18 protein-coding genes are annotated in these 20,403 nt (G+C 67.3%); 7 read left to right on the plus strand and 11 right to left on the minus strand.

The genetic code is table 11. The features are described 5' to 3' along the window. Nucleotide 1 precedes the first annotated feature (1 nt). The 5 genes from nuoL to IBJ82_RS24580 are packed head-to-tail and all read left to right on the plus strand — an operon-like array spanning nucleotide 2 to nucleotide 6,686. Entirely contained in the window at nucleotides 2–1,888 is a 1,887-nt protein-coding gene (gene nuoL / locus IBJ82_RS24560) for an NADH-quinone oxidoreductase subunit L (protein ID WP_194828315.1), read from the plus strand. Then, nucleotides 1,885–3,507, plus strand: a complete 1,623-nt coding sequence (locus IBJ82_RS24565) for an NADH-quinone oxidoreductase subunit M (protein ID WP_194828316.1) — start codon at nucleotides 1,885–1,887, stop codon at nucleotides 3,505–3,507. Before nuoL ends, IBJ82_RS24565 begins: the two co-directional genes overlap by 4 nt. Next, complete coding sequence (nuoN, locus tag IBJ82_RS24570) at nucleotides 3,504–5,126, plus strand: NADH-quinone oxidoreductase subunit NuoN (RefSeq protein WP_194828317.1); 1,623 nt, start codon at nucleotides 3,504–3,506, stop codon at nucleotides 5,124–5,126. The genes IBJ82_RS24565 and nuoN overlap by 4 nt, the downstream gene beginning before the upstream one ends. Then, nucleotides 5,126–5,755 carry a class I SAM-dependent methyltransferase gene (locus tag IBJ82_RS24575; protein WP_194828318.1) on the plus strand — a complete coding sequence of 210 codons (630 nt, stop codon included), beginning with the start codon at nucleotides 5,126–5,128 and terminating at the stop codon, nucleotides 5,753–5,755. Before nuoN ends, IBJ82_RS24575 begins: the two co-directional genes overlap by 1 nt. Nucleotides 5,756–5,804: 49 nt before the next feature. Then, the gene (locus IBJ82_RS24580) at nucleotides 5,805–6,686 is read left to right on the plus strand and encodes an NAD(P)-dependent oxidoreductase (RefSeq protein ID WP_194828319.1); all 882 of its coding nucleotides are present in this window, start codon (nucleotides 5,805–5,807) and stop codon (nucleotides 6,684–6,686) included. 50 nt (nucleotides 6,687–6,736) lie between these two features. Here the strand turns inward: IBJ82_RS24580 and IBJ82_RS24585 are convergent, their stop codons facing one another. After that, nucleotides 6,737–7,252, minus strand: a complete 516-nt coding sequence (locus tag IBJ82_RS24585; RefSeq protein ID WP_194828320.1) for a GNAT family N-acetyltransferase — start codon at nucleotides 7,250–7,252, stop codon at nucleotides 6,737–6,739. 10 nt (nucleotides 7,253–7,262) lie between these two features. Beyond that, nucleotides 7,263–7,853, minus strand: a complete 591-nt coding sequence (locus IBJ82_RS24590; protein WP_194828321.1) for a TetR/AcrR family transcriptional regulator — start codon at nucleotides 7,851–7,853, stop codon at nucleotides 7,263–7,265. Between the two features lie 83 nt (nucleotides 7,854–7,936). On the opposite strand from IBJ82_RS24590, the gene IBJ82_RS24595 reads away from it, so the two are divergent. Continuing rightward, entirely contained in the window at nucleotides 7,937–8,947 is a 1,011-nt protein-coding gene (locus IBJ82_RS24595) for a saccharopine dehydrogenase (RefSeq protein ID WP_194828322.1), read from the plus strand. Between the two features lie 18 nt (nucleotides 8,948–8,965). On the opposite strand, the gene IBJ82_RS24600 is transcribed toward IBJ82_RS24595, so the two are convergent. Further along, nucleotides 8,966–10,102, minus strand: a complete 1,137-nt coding sequence (locus IBJ82_RS24600; protein WP_194828323.1) for an epoxide hydrolase family protein — start codon at nucleotides 10,100–10,102, stop codon at nucleotides 8,966–8,968. Nucleotides 10,103–10,164: 62 nt separating this feature from the next. Between IBJ82_RS24600 and IBJ82_RS24605 the strand changes: the two genes are divergently transcribed. Further along, the gene (locus tag IBJ82_RS24605; RefSeq protein ID WP_194828324.1) at nucleotides 10,165–11,157 is read left to right on the plus strand and encodes a YafY family protein; all 993 of its coding nucleotides are present in this window, start codon (nucleotides 10,165–10,167) and stop codon (nucleotides 11,155–11,157) included. A 10-nt stretch (nucleotides 11,158–11,167) separates the two neighbouring features. Here IBJ82_RS24605 and IBJ82_RS24610 read toward each other — a convergent pair whose 3' ends face one another. The 8 genes from IBJ82_RS24610 to IBJ82_RS24645 all read right to left on the minus strand — a co-directional run bounded on the left by IBJ82_RS24610 (nucleotide 11,168) and on the right by IBJ82_RS24645 (nucleotide 20,299). Then, on the minus strand, nucleotides 11,168–12,283 hold the full coding sequence (locus IBJ82_RS24610) for a serine hydrolase (RefSeq protein WP_228537575.1): 1,116 nt from the start codon (nucleotides 12,281–12,283) through the stop codon (nucleotides 11,168–11,170). Nucleotides 12,284–12,399: 116 nt separating this feature from the next. Next, nucleotides 12,400–12,828 (minus strand): nitroreductase/quinone reductase family protein, encoded by a 429-nt coding sequence (locus tag IBJ82_RS24615; RefSeq protein ID WP_194828326.1) that lies wholly within the window; start codon nucleotides 12,826–12,828, stop codon nucleotides 12,400–12,402. A gap of 46 nt (nucleotides 12,829–12,874) precedes the next feature. Then, nucleotides 12,875–13,702 carry an alpha/beta fold hydrolase gene (locus IBJ82_RS24620; RefSeq protein WP_194828327.1) on the minus strand — a complete coding sequence of 276 codons (828 nt, stop codon included), beginning with the start codon at nucleotides 13,700–13,702 and terminating at the stop codon, nucleotides 12,875–12,877. A gap of 107 nt (nucleotides 13,703–13,809) precedes the next feature. Continuing rightward, on the minus strand, nucleotides 13,810–15,174 hold the full coding sequence (locus IBJ82_RS24625; RefSeq protein ID WP_194828328.1) for an MFS transporter: 1,365 nt from the start codon (nucleotides 15,172–15,174) through the stop codon (nucleotides 13,810–13,812). Between the two features lie 124 nt (nucleotides 15,175–15,298). Continuing rightward, nucleotides 15,299–15,499 carry a hypothetical protein gene (locus IBJ82_RS24630; RefSeq protein ID WP_194828329.1) on the minus strand — a complete coding sequence of 67 codons (201 nt, stop codon included), beginning with the start codon at nucleotides 15,497–15,499 and terminating at the stop codon, nucleotides 15,299–15,301. 262 nt (nucleotides 15,500–15,761) lie between these two features. Continuing rightward, nucleotides 15,762–17,183, minus strand: a complete 1,422-nt coding sequence (locus tag IBJ82_RS24635; RefSeq protein ID WP_370585453.1) for a three-helix bundle dimerization domain-containing protein — start codon at nucleotides 17,181–17,183, stop codon at nucleotides 15,762–15,764. A gap of 222 nt (nucleotides 17,184–17,405) precedes the next feature. Beyond that, on the minus strand, nucleotides 17,406–17,993 hold the full coding sequence (locus IBJ82_RS24640; protein ID WP_194828330.1) for a DUF308 domain-containing protein: 588 nt from the start codon (nucleotides 17,991–17,993) through the stop codon (nucleotides 17,406–17,408). Beyond that, the gene (locus IBJ82_RS24645) at nucleotides 17,990–20,299 is read right to left on the minus strand and encodes an excinuclease ABC subunit UvrA (RefSeq protein WP_228537656.1); all 2,310 of its coding nucleotides are present in this window, start codon (nucleotides 20,297–20,299) and stop codon (nucleotides 17,990–17,992) included. Before IBJ82_RS24645 ends, IBJ82_RS24640 begins: the two co-directional genes overlap by 4 nt. Nucleotides 20,300–20,403: the final 104 nt, after the last annotated feature.

Here is a 20,403-nt window from a genome sequence, read left to right on the forward strand (position 1 = left end):
CATGGGTACCGCAACGCTGTGGCTGCTGCCCGCCCTCCCGCTCGCAGGCGCGATCGTCCTGCTCCTGTTCGGCCGTCTCGCCGACCGTTGGGGCCCGTACTTGGCCACCGCGGCCGCGGTGGCCTCGTTCGCAGTGGCCGTCGTCGCGTTCTTCGGCATGCTCGGGCGCGCCGACGCCGACCGCGCCGTGCACGAGGAACTGTTCAACTGGGTGTCCGTCGGTGATCTCCAAGTCGGTTTCAGCCTGCAACTGGACCAGCTGTCGATCTGCTTCGCACTGCTCATCACCGGTGTCGGGTCGCTGATCCACCTCTACTCGATCGGCTACATGAGCCACGACCCGGGCAAGCGCCGGTTCTTCGGCTATCTCAACCTGTTCCTGGCCGCCATGCTCGTGCTGGTCCTGGCCGACAACTTCCTCGTGCTGTACCTGGGCTGGGAAGGTGTCGGTCTCGCGTCCTATCTGCTGATCGGCTTCTGGTACGAAAAGCCCTCGGCCGCAACCGCGGCCAAGAAGGCCTTCGTGGTGAACCGGGTCGGTGACATGGGCCTGGCCATCGCGATGATGGTCATGTTCACGACGTTCGGTTCCTTCGACTTCAGTACCGTGTTCGCGGCGAGCCCCGATGCGAGCGAAGGCACCCTCACCGCGATCGGGCTGCTGCTGTTGCTGGCCGCCTGTGGCAAGTCCGCGCAGGTGCCGCTGCAGTCGTGGCTCGGCGACGCGATGGAGGGCCCCACTCCGGTCTCGGCGCTCATCCACGCCGCCACCATGGTCACCGCCGGTGTGTACCTGATCGCCCGCTCCAACCCGATCTACGATCTCGCCCCGAACGCGCGGACCGCGGTGATCGCCGTCGGCGCGGTGACGCTGCTGTTCGGCGCCGTTATCGGCTGTGCCAAGGACGACATCAAGAAGGCACTGGCCGCCTCGACGATGAGCCAGATCGGGTACATGATCCTGGCGGCCGGCCTCGGCCCCGCCGGCTACGCGTTCGCGATCATGCACCTGCTCACCCACGGCTTCTTCAAGGCGGGGCTGTTCCTCGGTGCCGGTTCGGTGATGCACGCGATGAACGACGAAACCGATATGCGCCGCTACGGCGGGCTGCGCACGCTGATGCCGATCACCTACCTCACCTTCGGCCTCGGCTATCTCGCCATCATCGGGGTGCCACCGCTGTCCGGGTTCTTCTCCAAGGACAAGATCATCGAGGCGGCCTTCGACTACGGCGGAGCCACCGGAATCCTGCTCGGCGTGGTCACTCTCGTCGGCGCCGCGCTCACCGCGTTCTACATGACCAGGGTGATGCTGATGACGTTCTTCGGCGAGCGCCGCTGGAAGCCCGACACCCATCCGCACGAGTCACCCGCGGTGATGACCGGGCCGATGATCCTGCTCGCGTTCGGTTCGGTCTTCGCAGGCGGACTGTTCGTGTGGGGGTCCTCGCTGGTGAACTGGCTCGAACCTGTCGTCGGGTCCCATCACGGCGAGCCCGTGATCCCTGCGGCGGTGGTCACCGGTCTGGCATTGACCGCGGTCGCGATCGGTGTGGCCGTCGCCTACCGCAAGTACGCCGAGAGCCCGATCGCCGAGGTCGCCCCGGAACCGGTCGGTGTGCTCACCGCGGCCGCGCGCGCCGATCTCTACGGCGACAAGATCAACGAAGCGGTCTTCGAACGCCCCGGTCGCCATCTCACGAGGGCGCTGGTGTTCGTCGACGCGAAGGGCGTCGACGGGATCGTCAACGGCACGGCCGCTGGGATCGGCGGATTGTCGGCGCGAATCCGCAAGGTGCAGACCGGTTTCGTGCGCTCCTACGCCCTGTCCATGTTCACCGGCGCGGCACTGGTGGCCGCTGCCCTGCTGGCAGTGAGGTTCTGGTGAACTCGTTTCCCTGGCTGACGACACTCTGGCTCGCCCCCGCGATCGGTGCGGGTGTGGTGCTCGTCGTGCCCGCCGTCCGGCGCAATGTGGCGCGCGCCATCGCGTTCGCGGTCTCGATCGGCGTGCTCGCGCTCGCCGTCGTCATCGCGACGCGGTTCCAGCCCGGCGGTGCCCAGTACCAGTTCGTCGAATCCCACGAATGGATCCCGGCATTCGGTGTCGGCTACACCCTGGGCTTGGACGGCATCGCCACCGCGCTGGTCTTGCTGACGGCGGTGCTGGTGCCGTTGCTGATCCTGGCAGGCTGGAACGACGACACCGCCACCGGTGACGGACGCCGCACCACCCACATCTACATGGCGTTGATGTTGCTGGTCGAGTCGATGGTGCTGATCTCGTTCCTCGCCCTCGACATCCTGCTGTTCTACGTGTTCTTCGAAGCGATGCTGATCCCGATGTACTTCCTCATCGGCGGTTTCGGCACCCGCACCACCGATGCCGCGATCCGCGCCCAACGTTCGCGCGCCGCGGTGAAGTTCTTGCTCTACAACCTGTTCGGTGGGCTGATCATGCTCGCCGCGGTGATCGGGCTGTACGTGCTGACCGTCAACGCGGGCCTGGGCGAGGGTTCCGCGGGCACCTTCGATCTGCGCGTCGTGGTGGCCGCGGCCAACAACGGTGAACTCGGGGGCAGCACCGCGGTTCTCAACGCCCTCTTCCTCGGCTTCATGTTCGCCTTCGCGGTGAAAGCACCGCTGTGGCCACTGCATACGTGGCTGCCCGACGCGGCGGTCTCGGCCACCCCGTCCAGCGCGGTGCTCATGATGGCCGTGGTCGACAAGGTCGGCACCTTCGGCATGCTGCGCTACTGCCTGCTGCTGTTCCCCTTGGCGTCGGACACCTTCGCGCCCCTGGTCATCACCCTGGCCGTGATCGGCATCCTCTACGGCGCGCTGCTCGCGATCGGCCAAACCGATGTGATGCGCCTGATCGCCTACACCTCGATCTCACACTTCGGATTCATCATCCTGGGCATCTTCGCCATGACCAGCCAGTCCCAATCGGGGGCGACGCTGTACATGGTCAACCACGGGCTGTCCACGGCCGCACTGTTTCTCATCGCCGGATTCCTCGTTTCCCGGCGCGGCACCCGGATGATCGCCGAGTACGGCGGCGTGCAGAAGGTCGCGCCGGTGTTGGCGGGCACGTTCTTCATCGCGGGCCTCGCCACGCTCTCGTTGCCCGGTCTGGCGCCGTTCGTCAGCGAATTCCTGGTCCTGGTCGGCACATTCCCGAAGTATCAGGTGGCGGCGGTGATCGCGACCGGTGCGCTGGTGCTGGCCGCGATATACGTGCTGTGGCTGTATCAGCGGTTGATGACCGGCCCGCTGAAGAAGGGCAACGAGCACCTGCGCGATCTGGTGCCGCGTGAGCTGGCCGTGGTGGTGCCGCTGCTGGTCGCGTTGCTGGTGCTCGGGTTCTATCCGAAACCGATCCTGGATCTGGTGGATCCCGCGGTGGGACACACCCTGTCGACGATCGGAAAGCACGATCCCGCTCCGACGGTCCCCGCTCCCGAAGCAGGTGCGGCCACTCCGCCCGCAGGCGGCCACAAATGAGGACGGACTCCGTGACCATCACCGAGCTCGCGGCCATCGCGCCCGCACCGAGCATCGAATACCACCTGCTCGCCCCGATGCTGATCGTATTCGCGGTCGGTGTGGTCGGGGTGCTCGTCGAAGCGTTCGTGCCACGGCCCTACCGGTATTTGACGCAGTTGACGCTCGGGGTGGCCGGTGTGGTCGGCGCGCTGGTGGCAGTGGTGCTGCTCGCGGGTACCGAGGGCACGGCGGTGGTGGGTGCGGTGGCCATCGACGGGGTCACGTTGTTCCTGCAGGGCACGATCCTGCTGGTCGCGTTGCTGGGTCTGCTCTTGATCGCCGAGCGCGGCGCGGTGCCGCGGGCACGCAGCGGGCCGGGGACGTGGAGTCGGGCGGCGGCCGCGTTGGATCGAGGGGTCGACGCGTTCACCCCGCAGGCTTCGGCGGTGCCCGGCAGCGCGCACGAGCTCGCGGCGGTGCGCTCGGGTGTCTCGACCACCGAGGTGTTCCCGCTGACGATGATCGCAGTCGGTGGTCTGCTGTTGTTTCCCGCCTCCAATGATCTGCTGACGATGTTCGTCGCGCTCGAAGTGCTGTCGCTGCCGCTGTATCTGCTGTGTGGGTTGGCTCGCCGCAGGCGGTTGCTCTCGCAAGAAGCGGCGATGAAGTACTTCCTGCTCGGTGCGTTCTCCTCCGCGTTCTTACTCTACGGCGTCGCAATGCTCTATGGGCAGACCGGCACGGTGTCCCTGCCGGGAATCGGAGCGGCACTGGACAAGCAGCCCGAGAACGCGACCCTGGCCCTGCTCGGCATCGGGATGCTCGCTGTCGGTTTGCTGTTCAAGATCGGTGCGGTCCCGTTCCAGGCCTGGGTTCCCGACGTCTATCAGGGCGCGCCGACACCGATCACCGCGTTCATGGCCGCCGCCACCAAGATCGCCGCCGTCGGTGCGACCATGCGGGTGCTGATGGTCGGAGTGAATGCGCTGAGCTCGGAGTGGCGCCCGGTCATCGCCGCGGTCGCGGTCGCGACCATGGTCGTCGGCGCGATCATGGCCATCACCCAGACCGACGTCAAGCGGATGCTGGCCTACTCCTCGATCGCCCACGCCGGTTTCCTGCTCGTCGGCATCGTCGCCGCCGACACCGCCGGTGTCGCGGCCGTGCTGTTCTACCTCTTGGCCTACGGCCTGGGCACCGTCGGTGCGTTCGCGGTGGTCAGCCTGGTCCGCGACGCTTCCGGTGACGAAGCGACCGCGCTGTCCCAATGGGCAGGTCTCGGACGCCGATCCCCCTGGCTGGCTTCGGCATTCGCCCTGTTGCTGCTGTCTTTCGCCGGTCTGCCCCTCACCAGCGGATTCGTCAGCAAGTTCGCTGTCTTCGCGGCCGCCTCCGGTGCCGGCTACACCCCGCTGGTCATCATCGGCGTCGTGTGCAGCGCCATCGCCGCCTTCTTCTACGTTCGCGTCATCGTCTTGATGTTCTTCACCGATCCCCCCTCCGACGCTCCCACCGTGACCGCCCCCTTCGCCACCACGCTGGTCGTGGCCTTCAGTGCGGGCGCCACCCTCCTGCTCGGCATCTTCCCCCAGCCGGTTCTCGACCTCGCCGAGCGCTCCGCGCTGTTCATCCGCTGATGCCCCAGCCCGACCCTCGCCCACCGACCAGTCACGAACGCCGATCCGGCCAGCCGTGGAACGCGTCCTATCTCGACGGCCCCGCGCCCTGGGATATCGGCGTTGCCCAACCGGCTGTCGTCCGTCTGGCCGAGGCAGGCGGATTCTGCGGACCGGTCCTCGACGTAGGGTGCGGCACCGGCGACAACGCACTGTTCATCGCCGCCCGCGGCCTGCCGGTGTTCGGCGTCGACGTGGCCGAAACAGCCCTGGCCGTCGCCAGACGAACAGCCGATGACCGCACTGTCGACGTCGACTTCGCCATGGCCGACGCCCTGCACCTGCAACGCCTGTACCGCCGCTTCGAGACAATCCTCGACTGCGGCCTGTTCCACACCTTCGACGAGGCCGAACGCGTCGAATACGTCGCGAGCTTGGCCTCGGTCGCCGACGACGGCGCCGCCCTGTATGTGTTGTGCTTCAGCGACGTCGGAGCCGATATCGGACCTCATCCGGTCAGCGAGGACGCCCTCGCCGCCCCCTTCGTCGACAGTCCCGCATGGCGGCTGGCGAACATCGCTCCGGAACACCTGCGAACCCGCTTCAACGATTCCACCCCCGCCTGGCTCGCGACCGTCCTGCGTAGGTAAGACCTTCGGCCTTGACCTCGAGAGAGGTTGAGGTTCTAGTGTCCGTTTCATGAGCGGACACGAAAACTTACCGGCAGTCGCAGTTCTGGGTTTGGGCGAGATGGGGTCGGCTCTGGCCGCGACTCTCGTGGAGAGTGGTCACGGTGTCACCGTGTGGAACCGGTCGCAAGACAGAGCGGATCCGCTGGTGGCCAAGGGAGCCCGGTGGGCCGCGTCGCCGGCCGAGGCGGTCGGAGCAGCCGAGGTGGTGATCGTCAATGTCACCGGTGGCGCGGTGGCAGCGGAACTGTTACGCGCGGTGGGGTCGGGGCTCGCGGAGCGAACCGTGGTCGACCTGACCGACGGGACCTCCGAACAGGCCACTGCCACTGAGAAATTGGCGAACGAATATGGCGCGGACTACCTGCACGGCCAGATCATGACCATCGCTCCGGGTATCGGCTCCCCCGAGACGCTGGTGTTCTACGGCGGCGCCCGTCACGCCTTCGACCAGTATGAATCCCTGCTCCAGGTTCTCGGCGGCCGCGCCACGTACGTCTCTGCCGATCCGGGCGTACCAGTGTTGTACGGCATGGCCGTGCACGACATCATGTGGGGCCTACTGAACGGATTCCTCCACGCCGCAGCACTTCTCGGCAACGCAGGGCTCCGGATCGACGAGTTCCACCAGCAGGCGCTGCCCTCCTTGGCGGCCCTGCCGACCCTGTTCCCGACGCTGGCGAAAGAAATAGATCACGGCCAATTCGCCACCCCTTTCGGCGACCTGAACCACCACCTGCCCTCCCTCGATGACCTGATCGCCGAAAGCCAGGCCCGAGGCCTCGATACAGATCTGCCCACCTACACGCGAAACCTGGTCACCGAGGCCATCGCAGCGGGCCACGGGCATGACAGCTACTCCCGACTGGTCGAACACTTCGGCCGTCGATGATCGGCCGTGGAGGGGCGCTGACGTAGCGCCCCTCCACGCCAAAAGTGCCGCTATTGGCCAGGAACTGTGATCCGATACCGCCGCGCCGGACCGAGTTCGGTGTCCTCGATGGCCTCGAGTACGCCACCCTGGCGCTCGATCGTCTTCGCCGACCCGAGATTGTCTGCCGCGCAGACTGCCGACACGCGGTCCATGCCCGCCGTTCTCGCCTCAGCGATGATCTGCCCCAACGCCCAGGTCGCCAGTCCACGTCGACGCGCGGAAGGCCGGATGCCGTAACCGATATGGCCGACTTTCCGCACGAAGTCACTGTTCCCGTGCCTCAACGCGATCCCGCCGAGTACACGATCACCCTCGACTATCCAGCGATACGAGCAGCGTCGGTCACCACTCTCGGCCGACGCGGCAGCGAGCCGCGCCACCCAGACCTCGAATCCCGCCACGGAGTCGACGTCGTCACTCGGCAGCAGGCCGAAACCGTCCTCGTGGGAACCAGGTCCCCACTCCAAGTGCGCCTCGCGCCACGCGCTGTACAGATCCACGGAGGGTGTGATCAACGCGGGCACATCCGGACCGTCAGTTCCGCTGACTCGCACCGATGCTCCCCACGATCAGATCGGTCAGTGCCGAGACTGCCTCCTCGGCCGACGTCGTGCCCAGGTTCAGTTCCGCGGCCAGCGTTTCGGCCGCGCCCAGCACGCCGACACAGCGCAGCCGCAGCGCCGCGGTGGTGAGTGCGGAGAACGGTTGCAGGGTGGCCGCCATCCAGTCTCGGTAGCTGTCGAGCATGGCGTGCTGGATCGCCTGGACGTCCGGGTTCCCTTTCAGCGCGGCGGAAATCGCGTCGAACTCGGGCATGTCGGTGGCACAGGCGAAGTAGGCGGCGCCCATGACGCGCGCGATCTCGTCGACGGTCGGGGCGGCGTCACGGACTGCTTGTTCCGAGGCCTGGCGGTGGCGTTCGTCGAGTTGCCGGTAGAGCGCGAGCAGCAGTTCGGGGCGGGTGCCGAAGTGGTCGTAGACGATCGGTCGGCTCACTCCCGCGGCTTCGGCGAGGGTGGCCAGGGTCAGTCCGTCTGTGCCGTGCTCGCGGACCAACGTCAAGGCGGTATCGAGCAGTTGCTCGCGCCTGGCCGGCTTCGCCAGCCGACCAGATCGTGTGGTCATCGTCCTCCCTTGCGCCATTCCTCCAGTTTAGCTACAAAGAGTAAGTTACAAAACGTAGCTTAACTGCTGGAGAGGAATTCACCATGGAGAAATCGGTTCTGATCATGGGCGGGTCGGGGCAGGCGGGGTCGGACACCGCCGCCCTGTTGCGCCGGTGGCACCCGACCCTGCCGTTGACCATCGCGGGTCGCGATCTCGGCCGGGCCCAACGCGTGGCCGACGAACTCGGCACCGCGACCGCGGTCACGATCGATCTGTCCCGCCGCGATCTCGGTCTCGCCGATGCCACCTACTCGGCGGTGGTCGCGACACTGTGGGACGACCGACTCAACGGCCTGCACTACGCGCAGGTCCACGGACTGCCCTACCTCAGTATCTCCAGCGGCCTGCTCGACATCGGCCCGGAGATCGTCGCGGGCGCGCAAAGGTCGAGTGCGGCACCGGTTCTGGTCGCCAGCCACTTGATGGCGGGAATCATCGTTCTCGCCGCAGTGGATTCCGCGCGCGAGTTCGACCGTGTCGACTCGGTTCGAGTCGGTGTCGCCCTCGATGACACCGACACCGGCGGACCGGCGGGAATCGCGGACCTGGAGCGGTGGTCGGCCGTCACCTCGGCGGGCCTGGTGCGACGCGACGGCGTCTTCACCTGGCTCACCGAGGCCGACGCACAAGCGGACGTGTACACGGTCGACGGCACGGCGCTGCCCGGTCAGAGCATCCCGGTTCTCGATGTGCCGAGCCTGGCCCTCGCGACCGGCGCACCGAACGTCCGGGTCGACTTCGCGGTCGGAGAGACCCCGACCAGACGGCGCGGCGAGCCTGCCTCCATCGAGATCATCATCGATCTCGTCGGCACCGACTCGACCGGCGAACCGATCGCCAGGACACAGCATCTCGTCCATCGGGATGGGCAGCGCCCGCTGACTGCCCTCGGGATCGCGCTCGGCGTCGAAAGGCTACTCGGCCTGCGCGGCGATCGTCCCGCACCGGGCATCCACACCCCGGAGGCACTGGTCGACCCGAGCTACGCGGTCGAGCGACTGAGCGAGATCGGTGCCGTGTGGCATCGAGACGGCGGTGGCCTCCGGTCATGACCCGGAGGCCGACGAGCCCTACCGCACCGAGCGGAAGAATTCGCGCACATCCTCGACCAGCAGGTCGGGCGCTTCCATCGCGGCGAAGTGCCCGCCACGGTCGTATTCGGTCCAGCGGACGAGGTTGTTCTGTTTCTCGGCGATGCCGCGAATCGTGGTGTCGCCGGGGAAGACCGCGACCGCTGTCGGGACACCGGAGCTGGGCAGGTCGGCGCCCCACTGTTGGGATTCCTTGTACAGGCGCATCGAGGATCCGGCGGTGCCGGTGAACCACAGGATCGCTATTTCGGCGAGCATGGCGTCGCGGTCGAGGGAGTCCTCGGGCAGCGCGGCGGCGGGGTCTTTGTAGGTGTTGACGACGTCGACGATCCAGGCGAGCAGGCCGACCGGCGAATCGGTGAGCGCGTGCGCCAGGGTGTGGGGGCGGGTGCCGTGGACACCGGCGTAGGCCGAGGTTTCGTTGCTGCTCCAATCCTGGAGTGCGGCAAGCTTTTCCTGATCCTGCTCGGTGTAGCCCGCGCCGTCGTCGTTCCAGGCGGGGATGGTGATCGCGGCGTTGAGGTGCACGCCGGCGACTCGCGCGGTGTCGACGCGACCCAGTTGCGGGGCGATGAACGAGCCTGCGTCGCTGCCCTGCGCGCCGTAGCGCTCGTAGCCCAGTTCGCTCATCAGCCGGGCGATCAGTTCGGCGGATCGCTCGGTCGCGGCCTGGCCGGGCTGATGGGTGGGTCCGGAGAAACCGAAACCGGGCAGGGTCGGGATGACGAGGTCGAAGGCGTCGCGCGGGTCGCCGCCGTGCGCACGCGGGTCGGTCAGCGGTCCGATCGTCGCGCCGAAGTCGGTGAACGGCCAGCCGTGCACGAGCGCCAGCGGCAGCGCGTCCGGTTCGCCGGAGCGGACGTGGGTGAAGTGCAGGCGCTGCCCGTCGATCTCGGTGACGAACTGCGGGTGGGCGTTGCGTGCGGCTTCGGCGGCGCGCCAATCGAACCCGGTTCGCCAGTAGTCGGCGAGATCGCGCAGGTAGCTGGTGGGCAGGCCGTAGGTCCAGCCGGTGCCGGGCAGGTCCTCGGCCCAGCGGGTGCGGGCGAGCCGCTCGTGCAGGTCGTCGAGCTCGGACTGCGGGATGTCGATCCGGAAGGTGTCGATGTCGCTCATACCGGCAACGCTAGTGACCGCTTAGGTCAGTATCGTTCCTAAGTTCGCGGCATGATGAACAGATGTCCGACACCTCTGCCCGACTGCTGCGTCTGCTGTCGTTGCTGCAGACCCACCGCGCGTGGTCCGGCGCCGAACTCGCGACCAAGCTCGATGTCACCGCGCGCACCGTGCGCCGCGACGTGGAACGGCTGCGCGGACTCGGCTATCCGGTGCAGGCCTTGCAGGGCAGCGCGGGTTATCGGTTGGGGGCCGGTGCGTCGATGCCGCCGCTGCTACTCGACGACGAGGAAGCCGTGGCCGTCGCGGTCGGTTTGCGCACCACCTCGGGCGGCACCGTCACCGGCATCGAGGACGCGTCGTTGCGCGCACTCGCCAAACTGGAACAGGTGCTGCCGTCGCGGCTGCGCCATCGGCTGACGACCTTGCAGCAGTCGATGGTGCGGGTTGCCGCCCAAGCACCGCGGGTGGCGCCCGAGACCCTGCTGACGATCGCGGAAACCTGCCGCCGCCACGAACGTCTGCGCTTCGACTACACCGACCACGCCGGTCACATGTCTCGCCGCGATGTCGAACCCGATTCGCTGGTCAATGTGAGCAGGCACTGGTATCTGGTCGGTTGGGATGTCGACCGGGCGGACTGGCGGTCCTTCCGCATCGACCGGCTCCAGCCGCGCGTGCCGACAGGCCCACGATTCGCCCCGCGGCCGCTACCCGACGGCGACGCGGCAACCTATCTGTCACGCAGGCTGTCGGTCGCGTCGTGGCCGTGGCGCACTGTCGTCACCCTGCGCGGATCGGCCGCCGAGCTGGCCGAGCGTGTCTGGCCGGGAATGGGTGTGCTCGAAGCGGTCGACGACTCCCGCTGTCTGCTGCACCTGGGTGCCGACTCCCCTGCCTCGCTGGCCTGGATGATCACCGCCCTGGACACCGAGTTCACCGTCACCGATCCACCGGAGCTCATCACGGCGCTGCGCACAGTGAGCGAGCGCTGCCGTGACGCGATCGTGAATGCACCCGGTGCAACTTTGCATCCTGCGCCACCGGAACGCTGAGGCACGATATTCAGTCACACAGTGCGTGAGTGAGCATCCCGCCGAGATCGACAGCCGACGATGTGCCGGTGTGGACGATGGTGACCGCCAGGCCGGCTCGGGTGGCGCCCGCGACGGTGGAGAATCCGGGGACGCCGCCGATGTGGCCGACGAACTGGGCACCGCACGGCAGGGGGGTGTAGCCGAGGCCCAGACCGTAGGACATGCCGTCACCGTTGCCCATGTCGATTCCGTCGAGCATCTGTCGAAGTTGTGGCTCGGGCACGACCTGACCGGCCAGTAGCGCGAGGAAGAACCGATTCACGTCGGCGCCGGTGCTGACCAGGGCGCCGGATGTCCACGGCACCGACGGCTCCATCGCTGTCGTGTCGGCGACGGTGCCGTCGACGGTGGTGTAACCGGTGGGATGGGGCAGGCGCAGCCCGGTTTCGCCGGTGGCGGGCAGGTAGGTATTCGACAGGCCGAGCGGAATCAGGATGCGGTCGCGCAGTTCGTCGGTGTAGCGATGTCCGGTCACCGCCTCGATCAGCATGCCCGCGACGATGTAGTTGATGTTGGTGTACTCGAACCGGCTGCCGGGCGCGAACTTCGCGGGGTTCTCCAGAGACAGTGCGATCTCCTCGGCGGGGGTGAAGGTGCGACCGTTCTTGGCCGCTTCGTGTTCGTCGAGCTCCGGGGATCGAGCCGGCTCGGGCAAACCACTGCGGTGGCCCAGGATCTGGCGGACGGTGATCGCGCGACCGTCCACGCCGTCACCGGTGAGCAATCCGGGCAGATACGTGTCGATGGACCGGTCGAGGTCGACGCGGTGTTCGGCGACCAGTTGCAGCACGATCGCGGCGGTGAAGGACTTGGTGACGCTGCCGATCCGCACATGCTGGGCAACGTCGGTGACGATCGGAGTCGCGGCGACCGTATCGCCCAGTCCTGAGCCGACGACGGTGCTCGCGCCGTTCTCGGTGAGCGTTGCCATGGCCCCGACGGCGCCCGAGCCGACCATCGAATCGAGGTCGCCACGCACGCTGTCCACCCTGGTTCCCGCGACGGGATCGGCCTCGCTCGTCGTGCAGGCGGACAGGATCAGCGCGGCCGTGAGGATCGGCACGGTGAAGATTCGACAACGCATGATCGAACGGTAGGAAGCGCAGGCCCGCACACACATCGGACTGCGGTACTACCACCACATCGGTCTGCGGTAGCGGACAGGGCGGTCCGGTCGCCCTGTCCCGCTACATCATCGGATCAGATCCGACGCAACGCGAGCACCGGGATGGTGCGGATACCCTTCGTCTTCTCCTCGTATCCGGCGAAACCGGGATACCGTCGCGCCTGCTCGGCGTAGAGGCGGTCGCGTTCGGCGCCGGTGACTTCGGTGACGGTCACCGCAAAGGTCTCGGTGCCGACCTCTGCCTCCGCCTTGCCCGCCGAGGTGAGGTTGTAGTACCAGTCGGGATTGGTGGGGGCACCGGCTTTGGACGCGAAGACGTACATGACCTTCGGGTCGTTCTCGTCGGCCAGGTACATCATCGGCGACACCAGTTGCCGGTCGGTGCGCCGCCCTCGGTGATGCACCAGCACCATCGGCGCACCCTCGAAGGGCCCACCCACTCGCCCTTCGTTGTCGCGGAACTCGGCGATGATCTTGCTGTTCCAGTCCTGGGATTCGCTCATGCCTGGCATCTTCTCCCCCGATCTCCCCGTGTGCGAGCAACCACGCTCACGGCTCGTCGAGTACTTCTTGCAGGCGGGCGGCGAAAGTGACCGGGTCGTTGACGAATCCGGTGTGATCGCCGGGGAACAGGACCGGTTCCACGCCCAGCGCCGAGGCCAGTTCTCGTGCGGTGTGATCGCAGAACTGACCGGTGGACTCGGCACCGATTCCGACGATCACGCGGGTGGGGATCGAGCGCAGCAACGGCGGATCCGGTACCCAGGCGGTGGTCGGGCGCAGTTCGTGGGCGAACCAGAAGCGTTCGCTGGCCACCTGCTGAGGATCGCGGTCGCCGCCGAAGATCTGTTCGAGCATCCGGTCCGGGACGGCGATCTCGGCTTGGGCGAAGAACTTTCGCCAGGCGCCGATCACCTCACCGGTGGCATAGGTGGCGATCATGTCCTCGGTGAGCGCGCGCTGGGCATCGGCGTCGGGTAGCAGTTCGCGCAGCGGTGGTTCGTGGGCGACGGCGGTGGTGACCAGATCGGGGTGGGTCTGAGCCAGCGCCAGCGCGGTGACGGCGCCGCCGCTGGAGCCGAAGACCACGGCCGGACCCTCGTCGAGATGGGTGATGAGGTGGGCGAGGTCCCCGGCACGGGCGAGCACCGTCGAATCCTGGTTCGGATCGTCGAGGGGGCTACCGAAATGGCCACGCGGGTCGGTGGTGAGGACGGTGTTGGTGGTGGCGAGTTGTTCGGCTGCGGCGGCGAACGAGGCGGCGTTCATCGGGGCACCGACGAGGACGAGCAGCGGTCCCGCCCCACGGACCTCGTAATACAGGCGGGCGTCGGGCACCACGAGGGTGCCGGTGGTGACGGCGGAACTGGCGGTCATGAGGCTCTCCCGGATCTCGGCTACAGGTAGCACTCATACAGACGGTGCGGGCTATGAGAACTCATCGGTCGTTGCGAATGTCCTTTCACCATAACCTTTGTCGCAGGTCAAAGTTCTTTCGACGGCGAAAATCGTGCCAGAGCCACAACGATCACGCCGCAACCGGCGACGACGATCCACCCGAGCCGGGTCGATCCGGCACCGGCGATCAGTGCGCCGGCAACCGCGATGCCGACCGCGGCGCCGACTTGCCGAGCAGTGGAGGTGATCCCACCCGCGACCCCGGCCCCGGCGGCGGGCAATCCGCTCACCGCGGTGTTGGTGATCGGGGCGTTCGCGAACCCGAAGCCGACTCCGATCAGTGCGAACGCGCCCAGCATCACGATCAGATCCGGCTCCTCGCCCGCCCAGACGAGCAGAGTTCCACCGGCAGTGAGGAATCCACCCGCGAGCAACAACGGCAGTCGAGCACCGACGCGGCCGACGAGGATTCCCGACAGCGGTGCGCAGAAGGTCGCGGCCACCGCGAGCGGCAGCGTGATCGCCCCCGCCGCGACCGCGCTCATCCCCCGTCCCTGCTGCAGATGCCAGGTACTCAGCAGCAAGGTGGTGGTCAGCGCGACGAACACCACCACCGCCCCGACGACCGCGGCAGAGAACGGCGCCCGCCGAAACAGCGCGGGATCGATCAACGGCTCGGCCACCCGGCGCTCCACCCACACGAATCCGGCGGTCGCGGCCCCGACGCCGAGATATCCGGCGACTGCCGTGGTCGAGCCCCACCCGATCCGCGGCCCTTCGATGAGTAGCGCGATCACCCCGCCGATGACCAGCACCAGCAACACCTGCCCCACGCCGTCGATCCGGCGTACCTGCTCGGCCCGCGATTCCGGTACGAACACCGCGCTCAGCACGAGAGCGATCACCACCACGGGTACCGCGATCCAGAACACCGACCGCCATCCGAACCAGTCGACCAGCACCCCTCCCAGCGTCGGTCCGACCGCCATGCTCACCCCGAACACCGCCGCCCACACCCCGATCGCCCGTGCTCGCTGCCGCGGATCGGTGATCGTCGACACCACGATCGCCAACGCCACCGGGCTCAGCATCGATCCACCCACGCCCTGGGCGATCCGTGCCGCGATCAGCACCTCGACCGTCGGCGCCAGCGCACACACCGCCGAAGCGATGCCGAAAACCGCTAGCCCGAGCCGGAATACCCGACGCCGCCCGACCCGATCCGCGATCGCCCCCGAGGTGATGAGAAAGCTCGCCAGCGCCAAGGTGTAGGAGTCGACGACCCACTCCAGGCCCTGCGGCCCGACATGGATGCCGTCACCGATCGCGGGCAGTGCCACGGTGACGATGGTCGCGTCGAGCCCGACGACGAACAGGCTCAGCGAACACACCGCCAGCACCGTCCAGGGACGAACGGTGGTGGCGCGGGCGCGAATAGGGTTGTCCAGCATGGGCGGTCCTCCTCGAATCGAGGACCCGAGTATCACCAGCTGTCAGCCGAGCTGCCCAGAAAAATTGCCGAATCGGCAAGGATGTTCTCCGCTATGGCACATTCACCGGCAGGGCGCGGTCGAGCTAACGGCGACGGCGAAGTTCGTCCGCGCGTGCGCGCAGTGTCGCGGCGACCAGTTCGCGACCTTCGTGCGCCAGATCGACCACCTCGCGGGCACTCTTGCGCCCCGCGTCGCCCACGATGCTCGCCAGCGCGATACCTGTCCGGCGCGCCGCGATGGACAGTTCGTTGAGCAGTTCTCGGCCGGGTTCGAATTTGTCCATCTCGGTGGGACTCCATTCGCAGTGCAAACCAGCTGGTATCACCTGGAAAGCTCAGTGTACAGTCGTGCACTGAATGCGTGTCAAGCCCCCGGGTCGCGGTGACTACGATTCCCGCAAGTCAGTCCCTTCGTCAAGGGGTCCGCGTGCTGAGTTCTCACCCGGAAGCACGCGAGCACGCAGTGTTTCGACCGACAGGCACCCGCAACGAGCGAACGCCGATACCGCACAGCTGAGAGCTGCGCGGCACCAGTGTGGGCCGGGTTCAGTTGTAGGAGTTGGCAACCCCGTCGAGCAGGTGCTCGAGGGTCTCGTAGGCCGGTACGTCGACGACGTCGATCAGATCGGCGGCCACCGGCACCGAACGCTCGGCGGCGACCGAGGTGAACTGGGCGGTGTCGCCGGTGCGGAAACCGTGTTCGGCGGCCAGAAGACGCAGTTCGGGATCGTCGGTGAGGAGTTTGCCGATCTTGTCGCCGGTGGGGTTCAACGGGACCAGAGTGTGACTCGACAGGACGGTCGGGGTCGGGTACGTCAGCACCATGTCCGGCTTGATCCGGCCCTTGCCCGCCGCTTCGACGAACTGTGCCTCGTAGATGCAGACCAGCGGGGTCGGGCCCATGCCGTTGGTGAGGTACTGGTTGAACGGTCCTTCGCTGCTGTTGTCGGTGTAGCCCTGGGCGAGGAACAGCTTCGACAGGGCGGGCAACACGTGCTGTTCGGCGGTGGCGCCGCGCACGATGGTGTGGTCGTTGGCGACATAGCTGGCGATCGACAGGTACATGGCCGCGGAGTTGGAGCTGCGCGGATCGGTGGTGGAGACCAGGATGTTCTTGGCCACCGGGTAGGTGGTGTTGTCGGGCAGGTCGTCCCACTGCACGCCGGTGCCGGCCAACTCCAGGTACTTGTTCATGTCGAACGTCGCGACCGGACCGGGCTTGATCACCCCCGCCGTCGTCAGCAGGTCCGCGATCGGCCGGTAGGTGGCGATGGCGATCGGCGACGAGAACGGCGTGTATTTGGTGGTGATGTTGCGCTGGCGCTGGATTCGTTCCGCGGCCGGAATGCTGGACGGGAACGCGAAATCGAAGGCGCCGAGATCGACGGTGGTCGCGATCTGGCGCGAACCGGCCGGTTCGACCTCGACTCGGATGCCGTTGTCGGCGAGAACTTTCACCACGTGCTCATCGGCGAAGAACGACATCTTCTCCGACCCGACGACACCGCGCACCACAGTCGCTGCGGGGACCGGAGCGGCGGCTGGAGCATCGGCACCTCCGGGCAACAGCACGACTCCGGCCACGACGGCGGCGACAACTACGGCCGCGCCGAGCGACATCGGCACCACTGCCCGCCTGCTCACCAGCCGCTTCGGCTGCTTCTCGGTCGTGTTCGACTCTCGCGCGATGAGCTCGGAGGCCCGCACGCTGGCCGAGGGGGCCGGAATCCGCACCGTCGGATCGGGATCGGCGAGTTCACGGCGCACGATCCGCTCGACCAGAATCGGCACGAACTCCCGGATCGGCTTATCGGTGAAACGATGGTGCGCGGCGCCTACCGCCGACGTCACCTGGTCGACGGGGACGTCCTCGGACAGGTCTTCGACCAAACTCTCGGTCATGCGCCGCATAGCCAGCTCTTCACGCTGGACGGCATCGGCAGCTAGGCCGGGTACTACGCGCGACACCACATTCTCCTGGGCTCACAATCGGGCTGCGGACGCGGCGCGCCGAACAGGGCCCTCCCCGTGCGCACGCCGCGGGCCACGCTACCGGCGCGCAGCACAGTTACCCCAGCCGTGAGCAAGGGTGCACACAGAGTTCAGCACGCGCTCGACTGCCCGCAATGTCGCGTTGTCCCCGAGTTCGCGTAAACCTCGAATTACGCACTCGCAGTATGTGATTCGCTACTACAGCTCGGTCGCGGCACGAATCGGCCGACCCTGTTGCTCGGTCGCGGACCCGTGCGCCGCGTGCAGCGCCGCCCGCCAGAGTCCACCGGCGAGCAGTTCCATGACACCGATCACGACCAGCCCACCACCGGCCATCGTTGCCAGCCCCGTGACCGTCTGGAAGGTGATCGCGATGACGGTGATGCCGATCGCGGTGGTGACGAGCCCACACACTTCGTGGGTCCAGCCGTCGACGATGCTGTCGTCCCACGCCGCGACCAGCGCCTGCACGACGCCGCGCACCGACCAGCCGATGCCGATCCACAGGGCGAGCAGTTCGATATTGCCGCCGGAGAAGACCAGCCCGGCCAATATCCCGGTGAGCCCCGCGCTGATCAGTACCAGCACCCGCAGCAGGAACGCGATCCGCGCCATGAACGCCAGATACGTCTGCACCGCGGTGCTCAGCACCAGCGAGATCCCGAACAGCGTGGCCAGGGTGGATTCGTCGCGCCCCGGCCACAGCAGCAGCGCCACACCCAGCGCGAACGAGCACCCACCGGCCACGAGCATCGCGGTGCCGGTCCGATCGGCGTCGCGGATCATGTCAGCCGCTCCGCCAGATAGGGCGAGGTCCGGCTCACCGGATTGTCCGCCACCTGCTCCGGTGTCCCCTGTGCCACGATTCGGCCCCCCTGCCCGCCACCGCCCGGTCCCATGTCGATCACATGATCGGCTCCGGCGACCACGGTCATGTCGTGTTCGACCACTACCACGCTCGCGCCGCTGTCGACGAGCGAATTCAGTTGTGTCATCAGGATATCGGTGTCGGCCGGATGCAGCCCGGTAGTCGGTTCGTCGAGCAGGTAGACGGTGCCTGCGCGCCGCGCCCGCTGCAACTCGGTGGCCAGCTTCACCCGCTGCGCTTCACCACCGGACAGTTCGGTGGCCGGTTGCCCGAGCCGCAGGTAGCCGAGGCCGACATCGCGCAGCGTGTGCAGAGCACGCGCGACGACGCCGACGTCGGCGAGGAAGTCGGCGGCGCGGTCGACGGTCATGTCGAGCACCTGGGCGATAGTGGTGTCGCGGTAGGTGATTTCGAGGGTTTCGGGGTTGTAGCGCGCACCGTGGCAGGCCGGGCACGGGCTGTAGGTGCTGGGCAGGAACAGCAGTTCCACGGTGATGTATCCCTCGCCCTGACAGGTCGGGCAACGCCCTTCGGCGACATTGAACGAGAACCGGCCGACGCCGTACCCGCGGGCTTGGGCGGCCTCGGTCGCGGCGAACAGTTTGCGCACCGTGTCGAACAGACCGGTGTAGGTGGCCAGGTTCGACCGTGGGGTGCGCCCGATCGGCGCCTGATCGACTTCGACGACTCGCACGATGTCCGCATCGGCCTCGGCGGTGGTCGAAACAGCGTGCAGCAGCGTGGATTTCCCCGATCCGGAGACGCCGGTGATCGCGGTGAACACACCGAGGGGGATGTCGACGTCGAGGTCTTGCAGGTTGTGGCTGGTTATTCCGCGCAATCGCAGCGCGCCGGTGGGCGTGCGGGCCGCGCGCGGGGGGCGCACGATCTCGTCGAACAGGTAGGGCCGGGTGACCGAGTCGGCCACCTCGCGCAAGCCGTCGACTTCACCGGCGTAGAGCACCGTGCCGCCGTGCACGCCCGCGCCGGGGCCGATGTCGATGAGCCAGTCGGCGTGGCGGACGACGTCGAGGTCGTGTTCGACGAGGAATACGCTGTTGCCCGAATTCTTGAGCCGGTCGAGCACTTTCGTCAGTGCGGCGGTGTCGGCCGGGTGCAGTCCCGCTGACGGCTCGTCGAGAATGTAGACGACACCGAACAGTCCCGACCGCAGCTGCCCGGCCAACCGTAATCGTTGCAGCTCACCGCCGGACAGGGTCGGACTCTCCCGGTCGACGCTCAAATAGCCGAGCCCGAGCTCGATCAGCACATCGATACGCGAGGTCAGGTCCTGGGTGAGCACCGCCAGCGCCTCCGTGCCAGGGGTGTAGGGCCGCAACACCTCGACGAGCTCACCCAGCGGCAGGTCGGCGAGTTCGGTGATGTTGTACCCGGCGAAAGTCACCGCGAGCGCTTCGGGTTTGAGTCGCCGCCCGTCACACAGCGGGCAGACGGCGGTGTGCAGGTACTCGGCCGCGCGGGCCCTGGTGGCCTCGCTCTTGGATTCGGCGTGCGAGCGCAGCAGCAACTGTTTGGCGCCGGTGTAGGTGCCCTGGTAGGGGCGGTGGATGCGATGTGGTTCGCGCACGGGTTCCACCGTGACGACCGGTTTCTCCTCGGTGAACAGGATCCATTCGCGGGCGGCGGGTGAGAGTTCACGCCACGGGCGGTCGATGTCGTAGCCCAGCGCGCTCAGTACGTCGCGCAGGTTCTTGCCCTGCCAGGCGCCGGGCCACGACGCGATCGCGCCCTCGCGGATGCTCAGCGACGGGTCGGGGACCATCGATGCCTCGGTGGCTTCGTGGACGACGCCTTGTCCGTGGCAGCGCGGGCAGGCGCCTTCGACGGTGTTCGGGGAGAACGCGTCGGAGTAGAGGCGGTTGGTGCCCTCCGGGTAGTGCCCGGGACCGGTCCTGGCGGGGGTGTCGGGGTAGTCACCTTCGCGGGACATGAGCATGCGCAAGGTGTTCGAGATCGCGGTGACGGTGCCGACGGTCGATCGTGACGACGGCGAGGAACGGCGCTGGGCCAGGGCCACCGTCGGCGGTAGGCCGGTGACAGTGTCGACATCGGGAGCTTCTACCTGGTTCAGCAACCGCCGGGCATACGGCGCCACCGACTCCAGATAGCGGCGTTGCGATTCCGCGTACAGCGTGCCGAACGCCAACGAAGACTTGCCTGAGCCCGACACACCCGTGAACGCGACCAGGGCGTCTCGGGGCATATCCACGTCGACATCGCGCAGATTGTGGACCCGGGCGCCACGCACCCGAACCGAAGGATCGACCTCGTGCGAATCCACAGCTACCTACCGTACTCCCGAAGCGG

Source organism: Nocardia sp. XZ_19_231 (assembly GCF_015355705.1).
Classification (GTDB): domain Bacteria; phylum Actinomycetota; class Actinomycetes; order Mycobacteriales; family Mycobacteriaceae; genus Nocardia; species Nocardia salmonicida.